Origin of the sequence: Chryseolinea serpens (assembly GCF_900129725.1) — a bacterium.
GTDB classification, from domain to species: Bacteria; Bacteroidota; Bacteroidia; order Cytophagales; family Cyclobacteriaceae; genus Chryseolinea; species Chryseolinea serpens.
In genome coordinates this window covers 123316-149033 of the sequence record NZ_FQWQ01000003.1, presented here as the reverse complement: position 1 = coordinate 149033, position 25718 = coordinate 123316, and the positions used below count along the sequence as shown (strand labels likewise).

The 25718-nt window shown below is 52.8% G+C and carries 18 protein-coding genes; 11 read left to right on the top strand and 7 right to left on the bottom strand.

Annotation, left to right across the window (positions count from 1 at the left end; all coding sequences use genetic code 11):
* Positions 1 to 104: 104 nt before the first annotated feature.
* The 9 genes from BUB30_RS20435 (at position 105) to BUB30_RS20395 (ending at position 8491) form a co-directional block, all read left to right on the top strand.
* A complete protein-coding gene (locus BUB30_RS20435) occupies positions 105 to 1019 on the top strand; it encodes a hypothetical protein (RefSeq protein WP_073137688.1) in 915 nt (304 codons plus the stop codon).
* Between the two features lie 132 nt (positions 1020 to 1151).
* Complete coding sequence (locus tag BUB30_RS20430; RefSeq protein WP_073137686.1) at positions 1152 to 2291, top strand: dialkylresorcinol biosynthesis protein DarB; 1140 nt, start codon at positions 1152 to 1154, stop codon at positions 2289 to 2291.
* A 95-nt stretch (positions 2292 to 2386) separates the two neighbouring features.
* Positions 2387 to 2803 (top strand): DarG family dialkylresorcinol biosynthesis protein, encoded by a 417-nt coding sequence (locus tag BUB30_RS20425; RefSeq protein WP_073137684.1) that lies wholly within the window; start codon positions 2387 to 2389, stop codon positions 2801 to 2803.
* On the top strand, positions 2800 to 3807 hold the full coding sequence (locus BUB30_RS20420; protein WP_073137682.1) for a BtrH-related acyltransferase DarH: 1008 nt from the start codon (positions 2800 to 2802) through the stop codon (positions 3805 to 3807). Before BUB30_RS20425 ends, BUB30_RS20420 begins: the two co-directional genes overlap by 4 nt.
* A 68-nt stretch (positions 3808 to 3875) precedes the next feature.
* Positions 3876 to 4550: an ABC transporter ATP-binding protein gene (locus tag BUB30_RS20415; RefSeq protein ID WP_221408762.1), complete on the top strand. Its 675-nt coding sequence runs from the start codon at positions 3876 to 3878 to the stop codon at positions 4548 to 4550.
* Positions 4547 to 5815: an ABC transporter permease gene (locus tag BUB30_RS20410; RefSeq protein WP_073137678.1), complete on the top strand. Its 1269-nt coding sequence runs from the start codon at positions 4547 to 4549 to the stop codon at positions 5813 to 5815. The genes BUB30_RS20415 and BUB30_RS20410 overlap by 4 nt, the downstream gene beginning before the upstream one ends.
* A 116-nt stretch (positions 5816 to 5931) precedes the next feature.
* Positions 5932 to 6204, top strand: coding sequence for a phosphopantetheine-binding protein (locus BUB30_RS20405; protein WP_228450901.1), 273 nt, complete (start codon positions 5932 to 5934; stop codon positions 6202 to 6204).
* A complete protein-coding gene (locus BUB30_RS20400) occupies positions 6201 to 7409 on the top strand; it encodes a beta-ketoacyl-[acyl-carrier-protein] synthase family protein (protein ID WP_073137676.1) in 1209 nt (402 codons plus the stop codon). Before BUB30_RS20405 ends, BUB30_RS20400 begins: the two co-directional genes overlap by 4 nt.
* A 2-nt stretch (positions 7410 to 7411) precedes the next feature.
* Positions 7412 to 8491 (top strand): beta-ketoacyl synthase chain length factor, encoded by a 1080-nt coding sequence (locus tag BUB30_RS20395; protein ID WP_073137674.1) that lies wholly within the window; start codon positions 7412 to 7414, stop codon positions 8489 to 8491.
* A gap of 8 nt (positions 8492 to 8499) precedes the next feature.
* Here the strand turns inward: BUB30_RS20395 and BUB30_RS20390 are convergent, their stop codons facing one another.
* The 5 genes from BUB30_RS20390 to BUB30_RS20365 form a co-directional block, all read right to left on the bottom strand.
* Entirely contained in the window at positions 8500 to 9756 is a 1257-nt protein-coding gene (locus tag BUB30_RS20390; RefSeq protein ID WP_073137673.1) for a hypothetical protein, read from the bottom strand.
* A complete protein-coding gene (locus BUB30_RS20385) occupies positions 9753 to 12197 on the bottom strand; it encodes a DUF2339 domain-containing protein (RefSeq protein WP_073137671.1) in 2445 nt (814 codons plus the stop codon). The genes BUB30_RS20390 and BUB30_RS20385 overlap by 4 nt, the downstream gene beginning before the upstream one ends.
* Positions 12198 to 12435: 238 nt before the next feature.
* On the bottom strand, positions 12436 to 17163 hold the full coding sequence (locus BUB30_RS20380) for a hypothetical protein (protein WP_073137669.1): 4728 nt from the start codon (positions 17161 to 17163) through the stop codon (positions 12436 to 12438).
* Between the two features lie 224 nt (positions 17164 to 17387).
* A complete protein-coding gene (locus BUB30_RS20370; protein WP_073137665.1) occupies positions 17388 to 18122 on the bottom strand; it encodes a LytR/AlgR family response regulator transcription factor in 735 nt (244 codons plus the stop codon).
* The gene (locus tag BUB30_RS20365; protein ID WP_073137663.1) at positions 18115 to 19194 is read right to left on the bottom strand and encodes a sensor histidine kinase; all 1080 of its coding nucleotides are present in this window, start codon (positions 19192 to 19194) and stop codon (positions 18115 to 18117) included. The genes BUB30_RS20370 and BUB30_RS20365 overlap by 8 nt, the downstream gene beginning before the upstream one ends.
* A gap of 237 nt (positions 19195 to 19431) precedes the next feature.
* Here BUB30_RS20365 and BUB30_RS20360 point away from each other — a divergent pair, with 237 nt between their 5' ends.
* Entirely contained in the window at positions 19432 to 20139 is a 708-nt protein-coding gene (locus BUB30_RS20360; RefSeq protein WP_084138273.1) for a LuxR C-terminal-related transcriptional regulator, read from the top strand.
* Positions 20140 to 20247: 108 nt separating this feature from the next.
* Here the strand turns inward: BUB30_RS20360 and BUB30_RS20355 are convergent, their stop codons facing one another.
* Both BUB30_RS20355 and BUB30_RS20350 read right to left on the bottom strand, forming a co-directional pair.
* Entirely contained in the window at positions 20248 to 21960 is a 1713-nt protein-coding gene (locus BUB30_RS20355; protein WP_073137661.1) for a GMC oxidoreductase, read from the bottom strand.
* Positions 21957 to 22538, bottom strand: a complete 582-nt coding sequence (locus BUB30_RS20350; protein ID WP_084138272.1) for a gluconate 2-dehydrogenase subunit 3 family protein — start codon at positions 22536 to 22538, stop codon at positions 21957 to 21959. The genes BUB30_RS20355 and BUB30_RS20350 overlap by 4 nt, the downstream gene beginning before the upstream one ends.
* Before the next feature lie 414 nt (positions 22539 to 22952).
* On the opposite strand from BUB30_RS20350, the gene BUB30_RS20340 reads away from it, so the two are divergent.
* Positions 22953 to 25655, top strand: a complete 2703-nt coding sequence (locus BUB30_RS20340; protein WP_073137657.1) for an IPT/TIG domain-containing protein — start codon at positions 22953 to 22955, stop codon at positions 25653 to 25655.
* Positions 25656 to 25718: the final 63 nt, after the last annotated feature.

Below are 25718 nucleotides of genomic sequence, written 5' to 3'. Positions count from 1 at the left end.
AAAAATATCTTCGCAACAATAATGGTACATGACCTTTAACAAAAGCCGTAGGAGCTAAAAAATATATTATTTTGCGGCCTTTAGCCTCTAGAGACCAAACCTAAATGAAAAAGATTCTCATTCTGTACTACTCCCAGTCGGGTCAGCAACTGAACATTCTCCAAACCTTAGCCAAGCCTTTTATCACCGCTGGCCACAAAGTCCACTTCGAAGAAATTCAGCCCCAGGAAAAATTCCCCTTTCCGTGGAGCGCCTTTGATTTTTTCAATGCCTTTCCCGAAACGTTTGGTCAAAAAGCCCTGGCGCTCAAATCCCCATCGGCGCAAGCCTTTGATGCCTACGATCTGGTGATCCTCGGCTATCAGCCCTGGTTCCTCACGCCTTCACGGCCCGTGAGTTCGTTCCTGCAAAGTGAAGAAGGCAAGAAAATCTTACAGAACCGAGACGTCGTCACCATATTGGGTTGCCGCAACATGTGGCTCGGCGCCCAGGAGAAAATGAAGCGCCGCCTCACCGAATCGCAGTCACGCCTGGTGGGTCATATTGCGCTCTGCGACCGTTCGGGTAACCTGACCAGTCTCATCACGATCTTGCGTTGGATGTTCACCGGCAATCGCAAACCGTTCTGGTTCTTCCCCCAAGCCGGCGTGTCCGACCAGGACGTGCGGCATTCGGAAACCTATGGCGAATTGATCAATCAATCGTTGGAAAGCGGTCAGTACGGTGGCTTGCAGGCCGCCTTGGTAAAAGAAGGCGCCATCGACATCAAGCCGAACCTGGTGCTCATGGAGCGCCGCGGTCAGAAAGCGTTTGGTGTGTGGTCCAAATTCATCGCCTCCGGTGGCGGCATCCAATCGACCGCGCGGAAGATCCGCGTGTATATTTTCATGTACCTGTTGCCCACCGCCATTTTTATTCTATCGCCGTTGCTCTGGATTCTTTCCAAGGTCCAGCTCATCGTGAAGCGCAAGGAGCTCATCCAGGACGTAGAGTATTTCAAACAAAATTCGCTTCGCTAGCAGCAGAAAACATACGAGAAACTGAACGCGCGTTAGCCCCCAAAATGCGTCAATAGTTTTATATTCTTAAAGGAAAAAAGTACTTTCGGGGCTCGAAACTTTAATGAACTGTAGCAAAACATAAAGCAGAGGATGAATAGGAGTGTTTACATTACGAGACTGGCGAGTTTTTTACCAAACGAGCCCGTTTCTAACGATGAAATTGAGAGTATCTTGGGATTGATCAACCATCAATCTTCAAAAGCAAAGCCCCTGATCTTGCGCAATAACCAGATCAAAACCCGGTATTACGCATCCGATAAGCAAGGCAACACTACGCACACCAATACCGACCTCACCACGAAGGCCGTCGAAAAACTCCTGGACAAGGATTTCACGTTGGAACAAATCGAGGTGCTCTCCTGTGGCACCACCACCCCCGACCAAATGTTGCCGGCCCATGCGGCCATGGTGCACGGTGTGCTGGGTGGTATTCCGGTAGAGATCAACTCGGCCACGGGTGCGTGCAGCGCGGGCATCCAGGCCCTTAAATTTGGTTACCTCTCCGTGTTGTCGGGAAGTGCCGAGAACGCTGTCTGCACAGGTTCGGAAAGATTTTCAAAATGGATGCTGGCCAAATTCTTCAAAGAAGAAGCCGCCAAAGTCGCACAGCTGGAAGGCGATGGTATCATTGCTTTCGAAAAAGATTTTCTTCGTTTCATGTTGTCGGATGGCGCAGGTGCCGCCCTCCTGGAATCGAAGCCCAACCCCACCGGCTTGTCGCTGAAAGTGGAGTGGGTGGAGCAACGCTCGTATGCGCACGAGCTTCCCGCTTGTATGTATTCCGGCGCCGTGAAAGATAAAGAAGGAAAATTCATCGGCTGGAGCGATATCGACCAGGAACATTGGACGGCCGAGTCTGTTTTTTCCATCAAGCAAGACACCAAGCTGCTGGGAGAATTTATCGTAAAGAAAGGTGGCGAACTGTTGAAGAAGATCGTGGACGCTAAGGGCGTCGACGTAGAGAAGATCACCTATTTCCTTCCGCACTTGTCGTCACAATATTTTGCCAGCCGCATCGAAAAGGAATTGGCTTCCCTGGGCATGAACATTCCCGGATCGAAGTGGTTCACCAACTTGTCGTGGGTGGGCAACGTCGGCGCGGCTTCGCCTTATTTGATGCTGGAGGAGCTTTTCCATTCGGGAAGACTGAAGAAAGGCGACACCTTGCTGATGATGATCCCGGAGAGTGCGCGTTTCAACTACGCGTATGTGATGCTTACTGTAGTATAGTCAGGCCGTTGATGCACGGGCGATGGTTGACGGCTTAACAGGGAACGAAAACCGTATTCGATCAACTCACGATAGACGATTAAACGTTTGAGCCTATGAACCAGGAACAGGTCCCTCAAGATCAAGAAAACCTGAACGAAGGAAAGCTTGCCAAGCTGTATTACGCCACCGACGAGAAAGGTCACTATGTGAAAGTGAACAGCATCGGGTGGGAGCCCGAGACCGTGGCCATGCAGCAAGCCTGGGATGTGGTGAACGACGAAGTAGAGGAAGCGCGCCAGAAAGTATTATCCGGCAAAGCCAGCCCGCTGCTCTATCACATCAAAAAGAATATCATGACCCCGGCGCTGGTTGCCTCCTATGCCGGCACGTTCGGCTTCATGGTCCGGCTCCACTGTCATCCTTCTTTCTTCCGGCGCCTGAGCCGCAAACAATTGGAAAAATACGCCTACACCTTTCGCATTTCCGTGGAGCAGCTCACCGATGTTGAACGCTTGAAAAACCCCCAATGACAGTAAATTTTAACCACAAGCAATCTGCACATTGCGAAAGCGGCGTAGTATCCAACCTGCTCCGCTTCCACGGCATGGACTTTGACGAACCGATGGTCTTTGGTATCGGGTCGGGATTGTTTTTTGTTTACCTGCCCTTTGTCCGTGTGAACGGCATCCCGGGCACTGCCTATCGCACCTGGCCTGGGCAGATCTTCAAACGCTTCTCCGAGCGCATCGGCATCAAGATCGAGCGCCAAAAATTTTCCACACCCGAAAAGGCCATGACCGCGCTCGACCAGATGCTCGACAAAGGTCAGCCGGTGGGCATGCTCACTTCCGTATTTTATCTCGATTATTTACCGGCAGCCTATCGTTTTCACTTCAACGCCCACAACATTATCGTGTTCGGCAAAGAGAACGGCCGCTACCTGGTGAGCGACCCGGTGATGGAACACACCACCGAAATTTCTTATGAAGACCTGGCGCGTGCCCGTTTTGCGAAAGGCATGCCCGAACCGAGTGGCCGCATGTATTATCCCGTGCAGATGCCCGGCGAATACGGTCTCAACAAAGCCATCTGGACGGGCATCAAACAAACCAGCGATCACATGACGCGCATTCCCATGCCCCTGGTGGGCAGCAAGGGCATGCAATACCTGGCCAAGCGCCTGCGTCACTGGCCCGAGCGCCAGGGCGACCGCAAGGCCATCCAATGGCTGGGCAACGTGATCCGCATGCAGGAGGAGATCGGCACCGGGGGCGCGGGCTTCCGTTTCATCTATGCCGCCTTCCTGGACCAGGCCAGTCAACGCCTTCAAAATGAAAAGCTCTTCGACTTGTCGAAACGCCTCACGAAAAGCGGCGACCGGCTTCGCGACTTTGCGTATGAAGCCGGCCGGGTTTGCAAGAACCGGAAGTCGGACGTGAAGACCTTTGTCGAGTTGGGCGATATGCTCGAGGCGGTGGCACACGAGGAGCAGGCCATATTCAGTGAACTATACGATGTGAGCCGGACCCAATGAGCAGCGTAGTTCGCCTTGATCATCTTGTCAAACAATACCCTAATGCCCCGAAGCCTGCCGTTTCGAACATGACGCTCGAAATCCCGGAAGGCGCTGTGTTCGGCCTGCTGGGACCTAACGGCGCGGGCAAGTCCACCACCGTGATGATGTTGTGCGGATTGATGCGTCCCGATTCCGGCAGCGTGGCCGTGATGGGCCTCGACATGCAGGAGCACGGCGCAGCGGTGCGCAAAAAGATCGGCGTCGCACCACAAGAGATTGCACTCTTTCCTACGCTTACCGCCTATGAGAACCTGGTGTACTTCGGCCGGATGTATGGCTTGAAGTCTTCGCACATTCATACGCAAATCAAAAAATACCTTTCGGTCTTTAATCTCCAGGAGAAAGCACACAAACAAGTGGGGACGTTTTCGGGAGGGATGAAAAAAAGACTTAACCTCATTGCCGCTTTATTGCATCAACCCAAGCTGGTCATCCTCGATGAACCAACGGCAGGGGTAGACGTGCAGTCGCGCAATATGATCCTTGATTTTTTAACCGATCTGAAATCAGAAGGCACGTCCATCATTTATTCATCGCACGTGTTGGAAGAAGCCGAAAGGATCTGCACGCACCTGGGCATTATCGATGAAGGCAAAGTTTTGCAAACCGGAACGCGGAGCACCGTGATGGGAGATCATCCCGATTGCTTTAACCTGGAGCAGTTGTTTTTGAAATTAACCGGTAAAAATATTCGCGATTGAAGATCCTGTCGACCATATATAAAGAATTCTTATTGCTGGTGCGCGACCCGGGTGGCATGGCCCTGATCTTTATCATGCCCCTGGCCCTGGTGATCGTGATGGCGCTGGTGCAGGACGCTCCTTTTCGCGACTACCAGGAAGTGAAGCTCGACGTGCTTTTCGTGGATGCCGACGCCGACTCGCTGAGCGCAAAGATCCGGCAAGCGTTCAGCGCTTCACCCAATGTGAACCTGATCCTGGAAAAAGATTCGGCCGCCGCCAAACGGCGGGTTCAGGCCGGCGAGGTGAAGGCCGCCATCGTGGTGCCTCCGCAGTCCAGTGTGCGGCTGCGCAACAAGACACGGCAGGTCATCGCCAACGTCTTCGCCAACTTCGGCTTGCCCGCCCAGGTAGACTCCACCCTGCTGCCCTCTACCGACATCAAAATATTTTTTGATCCCGCCATCAAAGCGAACTACAAGCAAGCGCTCTCCGGCGCCGTCGAAAAGATCATCGCCAATGTGCAAGCCGACTGGATGCTGGACGAACTTCAGAATCAACTTGGCGAAGGGCGGCCCGAAACAAAAAAGACGGAGATCAACCTGACGGATATCATTCACGTGAACACGGCCTATGCTTCCGAAAACAAATACCAGGGCGTCATGTTAAACTCGGTGCAGCACAATGTGCCGGCGTGGACCATGTTTGCCATGTTCTTTATACTTTATCCCCTGGCAGGAAATTTCATCAAGGAACGGGAAGAGGGTAGCATGTTGCGTTTGCGGCTGATCTCGGGGTCACAGTTTCCGGTGATTGCCGGGAAGTTTGCCTTTTATTTTTTGGTTTGCCTGGTGCAGTTTGTGATGATGGTGGCGGTGGGCATTTTTGTGATGCCCTTGCTGGGGCTGAACCGGTTGGTCTTGGGTGGTGATGCCCTGAACATCTTTATCACGGCCTGCGCAGTCGCCATGGCGGCTACCGGCTATGGGGTGTTGATCGGGGTCTATTTTAAGACGGCCCAACAGGCGTTGTCATTCGGATCGGTGTCGGTGGTGATCCTGTCCGCGATTGGGGGGGTTTGGGTACCGGTTTATGTGATGCCGGAGATTTTGCAGACGCTTAGCCGATTTTCTCCCATGAGTTGGGGCTTGGAAGCCTTTAATGACTTATTTTTACGACAGGCATCCATCGGTGTGATCTTGCCCGACGTACTAAAACTCGTGGGGTTTGCGCTGGTCACTTTGTCGGCCAGCGTCCTTATCCATAAATCGAGGACGGTTGTTTAACATGGGCACGGAAAGGTCATACGATGCAAGCGCCAACTGTCAGGCAGACCCCCGGGAATGTGCAGGAGCACGATCATTCCATGCCGCTCATCAGAAATTAATAAAGTAGGATATACATGAATCAAACGATAGAAGAACTCACACAGGAACTTCGCCAGGAGCTGATCAAACAATTGAACCTGGAAGACATGATCCCCGCGGACTTCGACGAGAACACACCCTTGTTTGGCGAAGGCCTGGGCCTGGATTCGATCGACTCGCTGGAGCTGGTGGTGTTGCTGGACCGGAACTACGGCATCAAGCTGAAGGACCCCAAAGAAGGACGCCAGGTGTTCCATAGCATCCGCACCATGGCCGAGTACATCCAAAAGAACCGGGCGCAAGTATGAGCCAACGTGTGTTCATCACAGGTTTTGGCATCATCACATCCATCGGAAAAAATACAGCAGAAAATTTAGCGTCCCTCCTTCACCGCCGGTGTGGTTTTGGCGAATTGAATGTGCTCGACACCATTCACAGCAAAACTTTGCCCGCCTGCGAGATCAAGCTTTTTAACCAGGAGCTCTGCGAACTGGCCGGCGTTCCTAATGGCAAGGGCTATACACGCACGTCGCTATTGGGATTGATCGCATTGAAAGAAGCGATCCAATCCGCATCCCTTTCGCCTGCCGAAGTGCGTGATGCAGGCTTGCTTTCGGGTACGACAACGGGCGGGATACGCGAATTTGAGCGGCACTTTTACGAGCTCATGGATCCGCTGCAAAAAGGAGACTTCGCTCAATTTGCCGACACCGCCAACCCGGGCGAGCACGGCGAACGCATGGCCGACGCGGTGGGCATTAAAAAATATATCGCCACCCTCAGCACCGCATGCTCCTCGTCGGCAAACTCGATCATGCAAGGTGCACAGCTCATCAAACACGGCAAGCTGGACCGCGCCATCTGCGGCGGCACCGAAGCGTTGTCGCGCTTCACGCTCAACGGCTTCAATTCGTTGATGATCGTTGATCCCAACCACTGCCGCCCCTTCGACAACACGCGCAAAGGATTGAACCTCGGCGAGGGCGCCGCATTTTTGGTGCTGGAATCCGAACGCGCCGTGATCGAAAAAAGAAAAACACCTTTGGCCGAACTGCGGGGCTATGGCAATGCCAATGACGCCTTCCATCAAACGGCATCATCGCCGGAAGGCACCGGGGCCTATAACGCCATGAACCTGGCGATGGCCATGGCAAACCTGGCACCCGGCCAGATCGACTACATCAACGCCCACGGAACCGCCACGGAAAACAACGACCTATCCGAAGGTTTCGGCATACAAAAGTTGTTTGGCAGCGACGTGCCGTTGTTCAGTTCCACCAAACCCTACACCGGTCACACGCTGGCCGCCGCCGGCAGCATCGAGGCGGTCTATTGTTTGCTGGGTCTGCAACACCGGGTGGTTTGGCCCAATATTAATTTTCATGAACAAATGCCTGAACTCTCTGTTTCCCCCGTTAGAGAATTGAAGCAGGAAGTGGATCTCAAAAACGTACTGTCCAACTCCTTTGGCTTCGGCGGCAACACTTCTTCAATACTTATCGGATTGGCATAACTATGGCGGGAAAAGCGCAGTATTTCATTCAGGGCATCGGCATGATCTCTCCGCAGAAGACATTTGACAACCAAATGTTTTTGGAGGAGATCACGACCTATGATCAAAACGTACTGACTGCTGTTGTTCCCGATTTCAAGGCCTATATCAACCCCATTCAATTAAGACGCCTCAGCCGCATGCTCCGCGTGGGCCTGGCCTCGGCCACGATCTGTTTACGCGATGCGGGCATAGAGCATCCCGATGGCATCATCACGGCCACCGGCTATGGCTTCCTGGACGAGACGGAGAAGTTTCTTCGCGAGATGCTGGAGATGAAGGAAAAGCAACTCACGCCCACCCATTTCATGCAAGGCACTTACAACGCCCTGGCCGGGCTGGAGGCGGTGATGATCAAATGCATGGGCTATAACAACACCTATGTGAGCAAGGGGTTTGCCTTTGAAAACGCACTGCAGGATGCCATGATGCGGCTGGATGAGCATCAGGCTGCTCATTACCTGGTGGGGTCTTACGACGAAGCCGCTCCCGTGCAATTCATCGCCAGCATTCGCGAGCATCACTTCAAAGCCGAACCGATCGTTAACCTGAACTTATTCGATACCACCACGAAGGGAACGATACAAGGCGAAGGTGCCGCGTTCTTTGACCTCACGGGCACACGTCATGAGAACACCTGGTGTGAGTTACTGGACGTGGCTATGGTCTATCGCCCCGAAACCAAAGACCACCTCGCCGCTTCCCTTGCTGATTTTCTGAAAGCAAATAACATTTCGCTGGAAGAGGTCGACGTTTGGCTCAATGGCATTACCGGCGACGCCGTACGTGACGTCATTTTGAAAGAATTAGAGCATTCGGATTTGAAGGCAATTCCACAGGCCCGATACAAGCACCTTTGTGGTGACTATTGCACGGTCACGTCATTCGCCCTTTGGCTGGGTGCATCCGTGTTGAAAAAACAATCTATTCCTGAGGTGGTGAAGGCTTCTGCTTTCGAAACCCCAAAGGAAATTAAAACGGTGTTATCGGTGAGTCACTACATGAACCGGAACTACGCTTTCATGTTGATGCAACGCGCATAGCTCCGCTTTCAGAGGCCTTCTTTTTTCTGCGCATTCGTTTCCTTCAAAAGTTTTACCGACATAAAACCCAACACGGCAATCACGCCGATCACAGCCACCCAGATAAAAGCCTTTGTGGTGAAAAATGTTGGAGAAGTTTCCGCTTGTTTTTGTTCGAACACGGTGATCACCCCGGTATGGACCACTTGAGGTTGATCCGGGATGCTGTCTTTGAAGAAAGCGAGATCGTAGGCGGGTGTTGACAAAGATTCCTGACCAACATCCAACGTATGTGTCATGCCGCTTTTTAAGTAGGCGGTCAGGTAGCGGCGCCGCTGAAAGGGCTTTGCCTCCGCGACTTCCAGCGGTGGGTTGTCCTGATTGTCGATCACAATCAAAAACTCTTTCACCTTCAATGCGGGAAATTCCAGTGTGGTGGGATGGTGAGAATTCACTTCCATCTCCTCCACGCGATTGTAGTACGTAGACGTCTCTCCTTTTTTGGATGCGCGTTGCTGCGGTTCATACAACACGGCGTGCCTGAGAAAATAAGGCGCACCCTTCATTTTCAATTCCAACTTGTCGACGAGGCGGGCGGTATCGAAACGGATGGTGACATAGGTATTCTTTTCTCCGGTTTTTTGCCCGGTGGTTATTTTTCGCACGGGCACTTCCGTGAATTTTGCTTCCTCCACGCGGCTATCTTCCGTATAGCCTGCATTTAAAATATTCAAAGGCGCGCTGGTGGAGTCGGCTATTCGCAAGGAGTAATAACGGTAGTTGCTCAGCGGAAAGTCCACGATCTTAACCTCGGATATTCCATTGGCATTGGCGGCGGGGGAAAGAGAGAAATGCTGTTTCAGCGCGAACCATTGTTTTCGATCGTCACTTCCCAGCAACGTCGCTTCTTTTGTGACCTCTGCGTTGCGGATGATCAGTTGGATGGAGTTGAGTTCGCTTTGCTTTGGATTGTGCAGGATCAGCGAGGTGCAACATCCTTCCTCTTGCTTTTTCTCCAGGATTTCGTAGGGCGTGAATTGTCCGGCATAATAGCGCGCCGACTCTTCCCGCAGGAGATAGGGTACTTCATGATGCTGGGCATCGTAGAGCCGAATGTTTCCGAAGGATTCATTCAGGTACACGGCCAACGCCGGTACGATCTCGACTTCATAAAATCCATCCTTCGTAACGGCGGGCAAGGTGGCTTCGGCCACGAAGGTTGGGGTTTGTGCCATCCCCTTGCCAGCGATCAAACAAACTGTCAATACGATCAACAAACGTCTCATGCTTCTGGATCATTTTCTTTAGTGGAAACTTCATCGGCCAGCAACAACTTCTTCAACCGCTGATACATGAACGACACGACCAGCAACAACACGCCCAGTGAAATGAAGGCGGCAATCTTCCCGCCTTCCGAGATCCCCCGGATATCCACGGCAAACAGCTTTACCAGCGTGATCAGAAAAAGGGTTAGTGATATGATGCGGAGGTGTTTCTTCTTTGTTTTCAAACCTACGGCAATGAGCAAGAACGACGTTACGCCCCACAGGATGGGATAACCGATCTTGTGGTTCTGCGTAAGGATGTGCCCCAGCGACTCCGGAGTGGAATAACCGATGCTCACCACGAGGTTATCGAGTTCGGCGCTGGCCACAAATAAATAGAAGAATACGAAAAACCAGGAATAGATATTCTGCGAGCTTTGATTAAAGGACTCCAATTTCTGGATCTCTCTCAAACTAAGAACGGACACCACCAGCAAGGCCGCGACCAAAACATAGTGAAACACAAAACCCGTTGCACTGGTCATGTCCAAAAAGTATTCGTTTCGGGCGATGACGCTTTGGCCCTGATAGAAGAACAAGTAAAGTAACATGGCAAACACACCCAATACCGCCGGGGCATATTTTGCCTCTTGTGGCAGGGGCAGTTTCTTCTGCGCTAAAAGCAATCCGGCGATGAATACCATGTTGTATACACCGATGATGATGTTTTGCGCCTCATACGAAAATCCATCGGCCGCCAGGTGGTAACGCAACTCCAACAGCTGTGAGAAATACAGCAACGCGATACCGGCAAACGTGAGCAAGGTTTTATAGACCCGCACTTGCTCCTGGCGCTCCTGCGTTTCCGACTTCAATAAGATCAAGGTCAATACGATGGAAGCCAGGGATACCAGGCTGGTGATATATCCTTTGTTCAAGATGATGCGGAGGGCTTGGTCGCCATTTTCCCCGAGATAGATCTGCCCCCAATCCATCAGCAAGCTGATCACCATCAGCACCATCACAATCACGGAGGTCAATTTCATCAACCGGATGCCCGACTTTTGCGAAAGCCACAACAACAGCACGGCTTCTGCTGCCCAGAAGAGTGTGATGTAGTTACCTTCCAATTGTACCGGCGCTGCGAGGCTTATGAAGGTCAGGACGAGGCCGATCAGCAGGTAGACCAGGTTCTTGTCCACCCGCGTGCTTTTGAACAGTGCATAGGCAAATATAAAATTGAAAATGCCGAGGCTGGCGGTGAATAGTCCTTTGAAGTCTTCGCCGTGCGGGTTGTTCAGGATCACCATGCCGGCGGCATAATAGAAAAAGGTTGTGCTCAGCAGCATGCCAATCTCCAACGCCTCGAACGACGTGCGCTTGCGCAGGTTGTTGATCATGTTCATGGCAAAGAACACGAGGTAAAACAAGGTGGCAAAGATCATGGCGCCGGCGATCATGGAAGTGTTCTCGCCATCGAAACGTGCCCCCACCCACGATCCAAAAAGAAGGATCGTGAAGGCATAGCAAATGATGTTGACAATATTCCATTTCTTGTAGTAGGCTAACACCAGCATACCGCCGTCCAGGATCAACACATAGGTAAACAACACCACATAATTCCCTTCACCCGTGCTCACCATGAAGGGCGACGCAAAGCCACCCAGGATGGACAGGATCGCGAGTTCCTTGCGGTCATACCCCAACGATAGCACCACCGCAAACGCCGTGATAACGACCATGAGCATAAAGGCCACCGTCTGGGAGAATATTTCATAATCATGAAAAGCGATATAGATGGTGAGGTAAAGTATCGCAATGCCTCCACCCACCAACACCGAGCTGAACGCCACAAAGGTCTTGCGCAGGCGATGGGCTACTCCAATCAAAATACCGCCACAGAGCACGCCGATGAATACGCGGCCGATCTCACCGATCCAATCCTGATCGATGGCATATTTCACAAAAAATCCGATGCCCAACACCAGGATACCAATCCCCACCTTGTTGGCGAGATTCTCGCCGATAAATTTCTCAAGATCCGGATTGCGCTCGAAAAAGCCGGGACGTTCGGGCTTGGGCGCCGGCACGGGTTTGCGCGGAACGGGCTCGTAGGAAGGTGTTGAAATGACTTTGGGGACGGGCACGACTTCTTCGGGTGGCCGGGGCGTCGACTTCTCCGCTGCCGGCTCCGGTTCCTTCACGGGTTCCACTTTCTTTTCGGGAACAGGCACAGGCTTCTGAACGGGTGTGGTGTGGGAAGCCACAATATCTTCCAATACCGAGCGGGCTGGCGGCGTGGGAGGCACGGGAGGCTGTTGGAATTGCAGCTTCCGCAACTCCTTCCGCAGGTCTTCTATGGTCTTTTGAAGGGTATTGAAATGACTATTGACCGTGCTCTTGACATTGAGAATGAGCGCGACCAAAATCACCGCGAGAAGAAAGACAAAAAACGCTTCCATAGAGCTAAGTTAGTGCAGGTGTAAAAATTCAGAATATTTTATAAACAGGTTCTTCTTTGTTAAACAGGCCCCTTTTTCTACACCCCTCTTCCCCGTCGCAAACTACTCGCTCCAACAATGTTGTGGAGCAAACGTATGTCCATTGACATGAGATGTATCTTTCTTCGAAATGAGATTGTTCGCGGAATTTGCCATTGGCTAGCGAGCCATGAAATTTAAAATCAGATCCTCCTCCTGACTAAAATCCATCATCCGATTCTTTTTTCTTTTCGTCGTCCTTCTTCTTGATGGTGGCGGTGCTGTCACCAAAGCTGTAGGGCACGTCGTTGCCAAAATATTCGCGGCGGAAGCGGTTGATGAACGACAGCGTTTCGTCATCACTGCCGGGAATGAAAGCCACCTCGCCGATCTTCGCTTTGCCGGCATTGGACTTCTTTGAAATGATCGTGTTAAAATCTGAATTGGACGACTGCACCATCAGGCGGTTGTCTTCCAGGCCGAAATAATACCAGGCTTCCGGCGAGGCCTTGAAGAAGACGTGGAACACCGGTGAGCCGTCTTCGTTCTTTTTTATTTCCATGAAACCTTCAAACGCGCCGTTGATGTCGTTGCGCCCACTGTTCGACATGCCCAGTGGCCCTTCGCTATAAAACGCCTTGTGTTTGGGGGACCATTTCAGATTCACGTTGGCAAACACCAGTGGCTTGGCCGTGGGGGCCAGCGTGCCCAGGGAGACATAGCCCTGGAGGCTGCGTTGCTCAAAATCTTTTACAGCTTTTTCGCCCAGGAAATCGCCGATCTTATACAACAATTCCGTTTGGTCGCCCAATCCTTCTTCCGCGCCTTCATTCTTGATCACGTCCTGGATCTGCTTGGCCATGATGTCGAACGCCTGGATGGGCACATTGGAATCGACCATGACGAAAGTATTCATCTTGATCTCATTGTTCTCCATGCTGCCCTGACCCAGGGCGGAGGCCGTTACGTTGAAGTCTTTGCTTCCTTTGAAAAGGTTGATGGGGCCTTCAAACCGCACCTGCATGTTTTCGTCCTTGTAGGCAAAAAGTTTTCCCGACAGCTTGTTTCCCGCGGCCTTCTCCATGTCTTCGATCTTGAATTCGCGGGTGGCGGTGTCGTAGTGCAACATGCCTTGGGGCATAAAGAAATCTTCGTCGTCGTCGGATTTCTTGTCGTTCATGAACGTGATGTAGAGGTCATTGTCGGAGCCTACGTGCAGACCGGCAATCACGCGCTTGCCTTCTTCGGTCACGGCGTTGGCAAAGTCGACGACCACATCGGTCTCATCGCCGCTCTGTGCATATTGGATCCACGTGTTGGCACCCTTGATCTTTTTGATATCGAGTTTCACATAGCCCGACAATTGTAACGCCGGACGTGTGGCATACATGATCATGTCGCCTTTGTAATACATGCCCGCTCCTAATACCAGCATCTCCTTATCCGTCACCGCACCGGTCGCCACCGTCTGCATACTCGCCGCAGATGACTTCCGCTTCGACGAGCGTTTGGTCAAGTCAAGGGGTTCGATGGGCTCCAGGTGAAAGTTGGTCATCTTGATGGCAAACGTATCGCGGAGGAGGTTCACATATTGATAGGTAGCGTACCCGGCAAACTCTTTCCGCGACACGATGTCCACCACGCCCTCGGTGAGGCGGTGATAGCCGTTCAACGTGTCGAGCACGATGGTGGTGTTCTTCAGGGTTCCGATCTTGGCGTTTTCCAGGATCAACACTTCGTTGTTCTCGGGTGTGATCTTAGCATCCGCCACGATGATGTAGGGAATGCCACTCACTTTCAACTCCTGGGTCTTCAGATTATATTCGGCTTTTTCGGCGTTGAAGTTCAGTGAGTCGAGGTCTTTGCGCGTGGTGTAGAAGTAGGAATTTTCCAGGGGCACGTCCGGATCTTTGCTCATGGTGATCTTCTGTGCGTTCAGATCCCACCGCATTTTGGGGATGGAAGTCTTGAATTGCGCAAAAGGGAACGCGATGGCGGCTACGCCTTCTACTTCCGGGCTGATGTCGGCATAGTTTTGTTCGAGGTTAAATTTCAGGCGGATATCGTTACCCTGCATCAAGGGTTTTTCGGGATCGTCGGACTTCACCTTGAATCGGGCGTGACGGGCGCCAAAATCCTTGGCGGCAAAATTCATGTTGCGCGAGATCAACTCGGTGCCCCGTGTCTCCAGCTTGCCCGCACCTGCCACGCCTTCCTTCGAGACGGTGACGGTGCCCTGCATTTGCGCGGTGGAGTCATAAAAGCTGAAGGGCGCCTTCATGTTCTTGAATTTCATCTTGTCGCTCTTCGGGAACCACTTCATGTCGTAGTCCGTCAGCGAGGCATTGGGGAATTCGACGCCACCAAATTGCTTTTCCGATATCGTGGCGCGCATACCGCGGGCCAGCACCGAGTCGGGGTAATAGACAAAATCGTTGGAGGTCACGGAGGCTGCCAGGTAATCAATTCTACCCGTTCCGCGGAGACCGCGGTTGTTCATGGAAAGGCTTCCGTTCATTTTTCCTTCGCCCTGATAGAGTTGATATCCTCCCTTTGGAATGGTATGATCGAAGCCCAGCGATTTGTCGGGCTGCGTATGCAATTTCTCTTTGAAGCTGGGGAACATGCCGCTCACGAACGTGCCATCAAAATTGATCGAGGCCGGGTCGGCGTTGTTCAAACTGTCGAGCTTGAACGGCGGCACTACGAAGAACATCGACCGGTCGTAGGCGCCTCCCAGCACCTCCTCTCGATCGAAGTAGATCACCCCGCCCGCTGCCGCATCCAGACGCGGATAGTGCGCCAGCTTTTGCTTGCCGGATTTGTTGTTGGCCTTGCTGATGAACAGCGTGCCCGAGGTTTGCTGCTTGTTGTCCAATCCCCCGGCCGCCGCCGCGGTGGAGTCGGTGCCCACCATGGAGTTGTTGATCTTGCGACGCACACTCTGCCCTCGTGCATTGGTTTCCGTCACATAGAAGTTGATGGAATCGATGTGTGTGAGGCTGATGTAGAAGCTGTCGTATTTCAGGGTAAAGCCTTTCCCGCTGATCTCGAAGTTCCCGGCGTTGATGGTCCCGTCGAACTTGATGTCGCGGTTTTGAAGGAGTGTGATCACACTGCTGTCGGGCTCGATGCGAACATTCAGCGAGTCGCTGACATCGAATTCCTCCACCCCGCGCACGACCATGTATTCTTTTTGGAAATTCAGCGTGGCGTTCGGAAAACTATCGATGACGGAATGGATCTTGAGGTTGTCGTAGTCCATTTCGCCACGATAGGCTTTGTAGAGCAGGATGGCTTTTTCTTTCACATGCACGACGTCCGTTTTCGGGGAATAGTCGATCAATCCTTTTTCACTCAGAAACTCGATGGCCGCCTTGATATCGGGCATCTTCTTTCCGGAGAAGGAAGCCAGGTCGCCGGAGTAGAAATCGCGGACTTTGTTTTTCAGGCAATAGTTGGCCACCAGGGCCAGCGGGTGGAACGTAAATCCTTCGCCTTTCAGCAATCGATAATCTTCGGCGTCGAAGTAGTCTACCGACTCGATGATTACCGGCACCGTATTGCGGCCACCGTCGGTCAGGATGTTCAAACTGTCGGCAAACAGATCCCAGCGGATCACGTCGGCAGCAAAATCAATATTGAAGAACGACGCCGAATAGGGCGTGTGTTTCATGTTGCCTTTGTCCTTTTGCAGCACCAGGCGCTGCGTGCTGTCTTTTCCAAAGGTGTAGCGCATCCGCACCATGCGGTGCGTGATGGAGTCGCTTTTCATGCGAATGCTCACGCTGGAATTTTTCGCCGAGATCGTGGAGTCCGTGAACACGAAGTCGGGCGACTTGGAGGTGAATTTCAATTCGCCGTTGTGATACACTTCGATGGTCGACGGGTCGCCGGTGACAGAGGCGCTGGAGATCCTCCGGCCGGTCAGCGAAAAACCGCCGCTGTATTTCACGTTCTCGTCGCCAATGCCTTTGATGGCCAGGTTGTTTTGAAATGACTTGAAGCGCGGGTAGCTGGAGGGCACGGAATCTTTGCGCGCGGCCGACTTGAACTCGAACGTGCCGGGAATATAGCCGGGCGTTTTGCCGAGGTAGTTCAGCTTGACGAGGTCCGATTTAAATTCCGGTTTGTTGACGTTGAAATTGTAGACGGTGAGATTACAGTTCACACTGTCGGCGCTCAATTGGGCGGGCGTCCAGTCAAACGTTCCCTCCTCCCCTACAAACAAGGCGGTACGGAACGAAAGCATGCCCTTGGTATTTTTCAGGAACACCGAATCATAGCGGGTCACGAAGTTGAGCGTTACGCGGTTGAAGCGGATCACGGCGCCCTCCACGATGGGTTGCGGCGGGGGGTTCATCCACAGCGGCGGCATCTCCACGTAGGCAGTGTCGGCCGAAGCGTCTGTATCGTCATGGGACGGGGTAGCCAGCGGATCGGAGACCGGCGGGGGATTTGCGTCTCCCGTGCTGGTGGTGTCGTTCATGTCAAAGGCCGGCGCGGGGATGATGTAGTCGAACGCATAGTCATCGTCGCGGGCATAGAGCCGAAAGGGTTTTTCGTAATGGAGGGCGTGGTGTTGAAAAAAGGTGTTGCTGATCTGCAGGAAGCTCGCCGCTCTTTGGGTCGTCTCCTTCTCGATCACCTGGCCGGCCACGTTCAGGAAGCCTGAGATCTTGGAGGCGTCGGCCTTTTCGGTGGAAACAGCGTTGGCGATGGCGCCGAAGTAGTTCACCTGGTGGGGCCGCAGCGGATATTTCTTCCGGCGCATCATGAACGCCTGTTTGCGGATAAGGTTCTGCTGGTCGGGAGCCAGGCTATTCCAGGCCGACGCAAAGCTGGCGCCCACCACGGTAGCATCTACATTGCGGGTGTTTTCCAGGACGATGCGAACGCTGTCGGGGAAGCTTACCGGAACCGCCGGCTGTTCCTTCTTTTGAGCCATGGAAACAACCGCCGGGAGAAGGAATGCGACGAAAAAATATGTTCTGATCTGGTTCACAGAAAATCTAAACCCTGAAATTCGGAAATATTGTGCTAATAAACTAAGGACCATCACCGTCCTAAACGACGATGTAAGAAAAAACGTGTTATGGCTCGTTAAAAAGCGTTTTGAGCGCGTTTTTCAGGGCTTTTTAGTGGCAAAATGCGCCACGCCATCGCAGGGTTTTATGACAGCGAATGCATGAAGGAATTGCGGAAATACTCGTCGATGTATTTCTTGTAGTTCACCCCGATGGGCAATGCCACCTGGTCCACAAAAACATCCTCGGCGTTATAGGCCGTGATCTTGTCCACGTTCACGATAAACGAGCGGTGGATGCGCACAAAACCATTTCCCAGCAGCTTCTCCATTTCGGCCGTGCTCATCTTGGTGACCACTTTGTTTTTGGTCGTGTGAACGTATACGTATTCCCGCATGCTTTCCACGTACAGGATGTCGCTGAACATGACCTTGGTCATGGTCTTTTTTACATTGAAAAAAGCAAAACTTTTGTCGGAGGAAGGCTGGGCTTTATTGGTCAGTTGCTGTATGGCGGCCGGGTCGGGCTTGGCGGCAATGCGGCTCACGGCTTTCAGGAACCGGTCGAACGAGAAGGGCTTCATCAGGTAGTCGCGCACATCGAGTTCGAAGGCCTCGATGGCGTATTGCGAATAGGCCGACGTGATGATGACCTGGGGTGGATCCTTCAGGATCTTGAGAAAGTCCAGGCCCGTGAGGGTGGGCATCTGGATGTCGAGGAAGATCATGTCCACGTCGTGCTTCTTCAAATAATCCAACGCACTCACGGCATCGTCGAAAACGGCGGCCAGACTGATCCATTCCGTTTTTGACAGAAATGATTTCAGCACTTCCTGGGCGGGCTTCTCGTCCTCGATCACGATGCACGTAATGTCAGGCATAGGTCAGCGATTTTTTGGCTGGAATATAAAGTGACACAATATATTTTTCCTGCGACTCATCCACATTCAAGCTATACTCTTTCCCATACAACAACTCCAGCTGTCGCCGGATGTTGGAGATCCCCTGCCCGCGTTTGTAGCCGTTGCGAGAGGTGGGCGATGTTTCCTTGTCGTTGCCAATCAGCAAATGCAAACGGTCTTCCTCGCCCCGGATGGAAATATCGATCGTGATGGCCCCGCGCTTGTTCAACAGCGTGTGCTTAAAACTATTTTCCACAAAAGGCAGAAAGATGAGGGGACTCAGCATCATGTGGGGATTTACGTCCGTTACTTCCAGGTTCACATTCAGGCGCGCCCCATGGCGCAGCTCTTCCAAAGCTATAAAATCTTTCACGACTTTGATCTCGTATTGCACGGGGATCAACGGTTTCTGACACTCGTCCAGGATAAAGCGCAGCAGGTTCGACAGGTGCAACACCACCAACTGGGCTTTCCCCGAGTCCTGGATGGTTTCCGAATACAGGGTGTTCAGGGTATTGAACAAAAAATGCGGGTGCATCTGCGCTTTGAGAAATCCCAATTCCGCCGTTTTCTTTTCAGCCGCCAATTCCTCGTTCTTTTGCTGGAGCTCTGTTTTATTTTTGATGAGCTTGATGGCGATGGCCATGGAGATCACTACCATCGACTGCAAGATCTCCGAGAGAATGCGCCGGTAGTCCCACACATCAAAGTCGATCACCTGGTTGGGGTCTACCAAGGGGCCCAGGATAAAATAGCGATAGTAACGCACGCCGACCCCCAGAAAAAGCATCACCCCCAGTATCCAAAGAAACAATTTCCCTTTGTCGCGCTCTTGCGAAAATTTCGGGATGAGGTAATAGAGGATAAAGTAGGTAGCCAGCGCAATGAGCGGAATGCGGAAAACGATCTTGTATACCTCCACGGATGTCACCTCCGTGTTCACGGAAATGATGAGGAGGTAGTTGATAATATCGGTCACCCAAAACAGCACGTGCCTGAAGATCCGAATGGCCGGGCGGTTGCTGTAAATGAAGGTGGTCAGAAAACTCATGGGTGATTCAAATGCCGGGTTCAAAGTACAAAAGAAAATACACCTTCAATTTGTGATGGCGACGGATGTGTTGTTGCACCATACCAATTCGACTCTCCGGAGGCTCAATCCGGGTTATACACTCAAAAGGCTTATTTGTACCGTTTCGCGGGGTGTCTGTAGCCGCGCCCCGTTTTGCGTTACAAAACTCGCGTACTTAAAGGTATAAAAACATCGTTCAACAAAAACCCAAAAGCTATGCAAGTAACTCTACAAGAAATTTCTTCGGCCACCGGCAAGCTTCCCTTGCCCCTGGCACCCAAAAATGTGACCCTCATCGACCCAGACGAAAATTTCTCCACCGTTGTCGCTTCCCTCATTAAAGTGTCGGGCCGCTACAACCTGGTGAGCACCTACACCGATTGCCGCGAGGCCATCAAAAGGGTGAAAGATGACCTCACGGAAATCGTGATCATGGACATCGATTTTGAGGAGATGAAAGGCACGGAATTCATTTTGAAGTTGCGGGAAAAAATTCCCGGGCTGGAAATCCTCGTCACCACCCATCACGAAGACGAAGAGGTGGTGTTCTCCACCCTCAGCCACGGCGCTTCCGGCTACTTGTTGAAGCGCAACTGCATCGAGCATCTGCTCGACGCCTTGAACACGCTCACAGAGGGCGGATCGCCTTTGGATCCCCTCATTGCGCGGCAATTGGTGCGGTCGATGCACATCAGCGAGATCTCACCGTTGTCGAATCGTGAATCGATGGTGTTGAAGCTTTTGATCCAGGGAAAAACGTACTCCACCATCGCCACGGAACTCTATATCTCCGGGGAAACGGTGAAGTCGCATTTGAAGAATATTTATAAAAAGCTCAATGTGAATTCAAAGGCGGATGCGGTGCGGAAAGCTGTCACCGATCAACTCGTGACGGGGCACATGGGATATTTCATGAGTCACTGAGAGAAGTTTCAACCGCAAAGGCGCAAAGGACGCAAAAAAAGGCGCAAAGAAAATGCACGATCTCTTTGCGTCTCCTTTGTGCTCTTTGCGCCTTTGCGGCTAATTTTTTTATACGTTCCCTTTCTTACTTTCCTTCACCGCATAATCAACTGCGCGGGCCGTCAGCGCCATGTAGGTAAGCGAAGGATTCTGTGTGCTGGTGGAAGTCATACACGCCCCATCGGTCACAAAAACATTTTTGCACCCGTGAAGCTGATTCCATTTGTTCAGCAACGAGGTCTTCGGATCGTTCCCCATCCGCACGCCACCCATCTCATGAATGTCCAACCCCGGCGCCTGTTTGGAGTCGCTGGTTTTGATATTGGTGAAGCCGGCCTTGGTGAACATTTCCGTGAATTGCTCCAGGTAATCTTTCACCATCTTCTCGTCGTTATCGTCGTAGTCGATGTTTATTTTTAACAGCGGCATGCCCCACGCATCTTTCTCATCTTTGCTGAGCGACACGGTGTTGCTTTCTTTCGGAATGGTTTCGCCCATGATGTGCGAGCCCACGCTCCAGTTGCCCAACGATGGATGGAGCAAGCTGTTCTTCAGGTCCTGTCCCACCCCATCGCGATTTTGTTCCATCCGGCGGAAGCCGCTAAAGCCTGCCGCATAGCCGCGAAGGAAATCGGTTTCCTGTTTGTACACATTCCGGAAGCGCGGCACGTAACAGCCGTTGGGACGGTTGCCATATTTTGTAAAGTTCTCGAAGCCTTCATACTCTGCCGAAACTCTTGCGCGGTAGTTGTGGAAGGCCACGTATTTGCCCATCAATCCATTGTCGTTGCCCAATCCGTTGGGGAAGCGCGACGATATGGAGTTGAGCAGGATCAGGTTGGTGTTCAGCGCAGCCGCATTGACAAAAATGACGGGCGCGAAATATTCGGTGGCCGCCTTGGTCTTGGCGTCGATCACGCGCACACCGGTGGCTTTGCCTTTTTGTTCGTCGTAGATGATGGAGTGCACCACGGAATCGGGGCGCAGTGTTAGGTTGCCCGATTTCAGGGCCCAGGGTATGGTCGAGGCATTGCTGCTGAAGTAGCCTCCAAACGGACAACCGCGTTGACACAGGTTGCGGTGTTGGCACGAGGCGCGGCCTTGTTCGGCGAACACCGGACCGGGTTGCGTGATGTGCGCGCAGCGGCCGATAATGATGTGACGGTCCTTGTAGGCGCCGGCTACTTTCTCGCTGAAATATTTTTCCACACACGTCATCTCCATCGGGGGCAGGAACTCGCCGTCGGGCAATTCTTTCAGGCCATCCTTGTTGCCGGAGATGCCGGCAAATTTTTCGACGTGACTATACCACGGTGCGAGGTCGCTGTAGCGGATGGGCCAATCCACCGCGAAGCCATCGCGGGCGGGGCCGGTGAAATCGAAGTCGCTCCAGCGCTGGGTCTGGCGCGCCCACAGCAGCGACTTGCCGCCCACCTGGTAGCCACGGATCCAGTCGAAGGGTTTATCCTGCACATAGGGATGTTCGTCGTCTTTCACAAAGAAATGTTGTGCGTCTTCGCGGAAGGCATAGCACTTGCTCACCACGGGGTTGGCTTTGCGCACTTCCTCGGTGATCTGACCGCGGTGCTCAAACTCGTAAGGCTGCAGACTGGTGGTGGGGTAATCCACGTTGTGTTTCACGTCGCGCCCGCGTTCCAGCACAAGCGTTTTCAGTCCTTTGTCTGTCAATTCTTTTGCGGCCCATCCGCCGCTTATACCCGAACCGATCACAATGGCATCGAAGGTGTTTTCCTTCTTGCCGTCAATGTTCATTAAACTCATCCGATTACCGTTTGAATATCATTCTTATCTTTTATCTCCACGCAGCCGTCGAAGCGGCCGGGGATCATTTTGTGGACCAGCACGTTGGTCATGATGTATTTCGAGTTCAGAAAGCCTTGCACGGTGTGGCGTTTGGTCATGCCATAGAAGGTGGCCAGGTCGCTCGGCTGTGTCTGCGCTTCGTCGGCTTTTTTGCGTTCTTCCTCCAGCCCTTTCAAAAATGTCTCCCGCGCAGCAGTGTCGCTATCGGTGAACGTTTTGCCGGTTTTCTTTTTCATTTCGTCTTCCAGTGACGTCAGCCCCGCCACGAAACTTTTCTGCTGCTCAGCATCATAACAGTCGTCGACCATGCGCAAAACGAACGATGGTACGTCCAGCCCTTTGGCACCGGGGATGTCGGTGGCTGGCAGGATGGTTTCGGCCACTTCGGCCAGCAGTGTTTCCTGGTCACCGGTGATGGTGATGTGTTTCAGCGATACGGAAACAGCCTTGGCCTGGTTCACGCAGGAGGGCAGCAGCAGCACGCCGCCGGTAATGATGCCCAATTGCTTCAGGGCGATTCTTCGGTTGATCAGCATATGGTCCAGCTTGTCGTTTATTCGGCCAATTTCTCACGCTCCCCCATGGCCTTCCAGGAGCGGGCCTAAAGTTAATAAAGTTCGGAATTCCGACAGGCTCCGGACATTTTTTTTGCGGGTTCCGGCAGGGATGGCTTTAAAGGGCATTTTGCGGTGAGGGCTTGTGTTTTTTAAATTTTCGACGAGTTGATCTTCACGGTCGTGGAGTACGCGCATTTTGACGTCTACTATTTTCTTGCGTCTTCTGTGAGCGACAAAGAAAATCGCCACGGAATCGTTCGTTCTTTCGGATTGCTCCACAACGGAATGGGTACTGTTCACGATGACATTTTTGTCACCCTAAAAATCCTGTCACTGCAATTAGGTTTCAGTTTGTGCCTTCACCTTTGCGATGGACCTTCCGCCCTATGTCCTATGAAAAAGAAAACGCATCACTTTTGGCAGCTTGCCATCACGATGGTTCTTTCCGTGGTGGTTTTTGTTTTTTTGTTCCATGGCTGCAGCCGGCGAGATGAACTCCCTTTGGTCCCGCCAATCATTTCTTCCATCGATCCCGACAGCGGCATGCCGGGAACGGAAATAAAGATTGCCGGCACCGGATTTGGATCAGATATCGACAAGGTTTCTGTCACCATCAACGGGGTGGCCGTGGTAGTGGAAAGTGTGACGGAAACCCAGATCGTGGTGATCATTCCGGAAGATGCAGGGTCAGGGCCGGTGAAGGTCACAGTGAATGGCGTGACGGTGACCGGGCCGTCGTTCGCCTTTCAGGACAAACTTATCATCAAAGACATTCAACCCAGAGAAGGCCCGGCCGGCACCCTGGTGGCCATTATCGGGAAAGGTTTCAGCGCGAGGGCGGCCGACGACAAGGTGACTTTCAATGGCAAAACTGCCATCCTGAAAAGTGTAAAAAAAGATACGCTCTATGCAGAGGTGCCCTTTCAGGCCGGCGATGGCACCGTGGGCCTGGTGGTGGGAAATCAATTGGTGACGGGACCATTTTTTGACTTCATCGAGTCTACCGGACTCACCATTACCTCCGTAAACCCGTCGACCGGAGTGGCCTCCACGGAGGTGACCATTTTCGGCTCGCAGTTCGGAGCCACGAGTGCACAAAACATCGTGAAGTTTAACGGTGTGGCCGCGACGGTCACGCAGGCCACCACAGCGCAACTGAAGGTGACCGTTCCTGCAGGAGCCACCTCCGGTTCCGTTAGTGTAGAGGTAGCGGGTCAACGGGTGACGGGTCCATTGTTCACGGTGTTTGGGATCTCACAACTCGATCCGGCTGTGGGCACACCGGGCACGGTGGTCACCGTCAACGGCGATGCCTTTAGCCAGGTGCCCTCTGGCAACACGGTGCTTTTCAACGGCGCAGTCGCCACCGTGACTTCGGCGTCGGCACGGCAGCTGTTGGTTGTTGTCCCGCTGGGTGCTACGACCGGGGCGGTGACTGTGAAGGTTGGCAACCTGATGGCTACTGGCCCATTGTTCACCGTGAGTCCATCGGCTATTTCAGATATTTCCCCAAGCCGGGGCTTTCCGGATTCGGAGGTCGCGATAAACGGGCAAGGGTTCGATACTCAGAACGCTCCGCTCGTAAAATTCAATGGGGTTGCGGCCGACGTTAAGAGAATTTCGTCCACGCAAATTAAGGCCCTCGTGCCCACCACGGCCACCACGGGCTACGTGACCGTTGAATATAGTTCGCGGTTGTTGAGCGGCCCCATCTTCACCGTCATTCAAACCAATGTGGGTTCGGTACAACCGTCCTCGGGTCCGGCCGGCACAACGGTGACCATCAGCGGAGCGGGCTTTAACACCGACATGAGTCAAATCGTTTTAAAATTCAATGGCGTGCCTGCGGTCATTCAAAGCATTACGGAAACGCAGATCATCGCCGTTGTTCCACAAGGCGCTAAAACCGGGAACATTTCTGTGAAATACGGTAAGCGTGAAGTCTATGGACCTGTGTTCACCGTACAACAACTGTCGTTCGGCTCTTTCGCGCCGGCAAGCGGGCCGGTCGGCATCACGGTAACACTGACGGGCACGGGATTCGATCCAACCCTGGCGGGTACGCTCGTCACTTTTAACGGCGTCGCGGCTACGGTGGTGAGCGCAACATCCGCGGAAATCGTCGTCACGGTTCCCAACGCGGCTACTACCGGCGACCTGGTGCTCACCGTCAACGGCTTTCAAATGAACGGCGGCACCTTTACCGTTACGCCCACCACCGGGATCACTACCTTTATCAGTGGATTGGCGGCGCCCCCGCTAGGCATTGCCATTGGGCGGGCCGGGAACCTGCTGGTCAGCCAAGGAACCATTCACAGCATTTTGAGCATCGATGGCAGCGGAACAGCCACCACCTTTTCCGGGGGGAACGGACCGGGCTTTGTCGACGGCGCCAACACTGCCGCTGCGTTCAACATCCCCAATGGTGTTTTCGCCGATGTCACATCGGGCGATCTGTATGTTGCCGATGGGAACAACAACGCGATCCGCCAGATCAGCAACGGTGTTGTCACCACGCTGGCCGGCGGAACACAAGGGCTGCAGGATGGCACGGGAAGCAACGCCCAATTCCATTATCCCCTGGGAATAACCATGGCGCCCAATGGCAACCTCTATGTTACAGATTACTATAATCACCTGATCCGAAAGATCACCCCGGGTGGAAATGTCACGACCTTTGCCGGAAGCGGCCGTGCGGGCGCCGTGAATGGCGTTGGAACCGCGGCCTCCTTCAACGCACCCTATGGCATTGCCAGCGACAACGCCGGCAACCTCTATGTCTGTGATCTGAATAATGACCTTGTGCGGAAGATAACCCCTTCGGGCGAAGTGACCACCCTCGTCAATTTACCTATGCCCATGGGCATAGTGGCGGACAAGACCGGACCGCTTTACGTATGCACAGGCCACTCGCACATCTATGAAGTGTCAACCGGAAGCCCTGTGCTGGTCGCAGGGTCAACACCGGGCAATACCAACGGCCCTCTCCTGACGGCCTCATTGAATACCCCCGTGGCCATGGCCATCGACGCCGATGGAAATCTTTATGTGGCCGACTCCAATAACAAGTCCATTCGAAAGGTCACATTGCATTGAGGTGTACCTGGCATAAGCACTAAACCGGGAGTAGAATTCCTGGTAACCTTCCGCAACGATTGC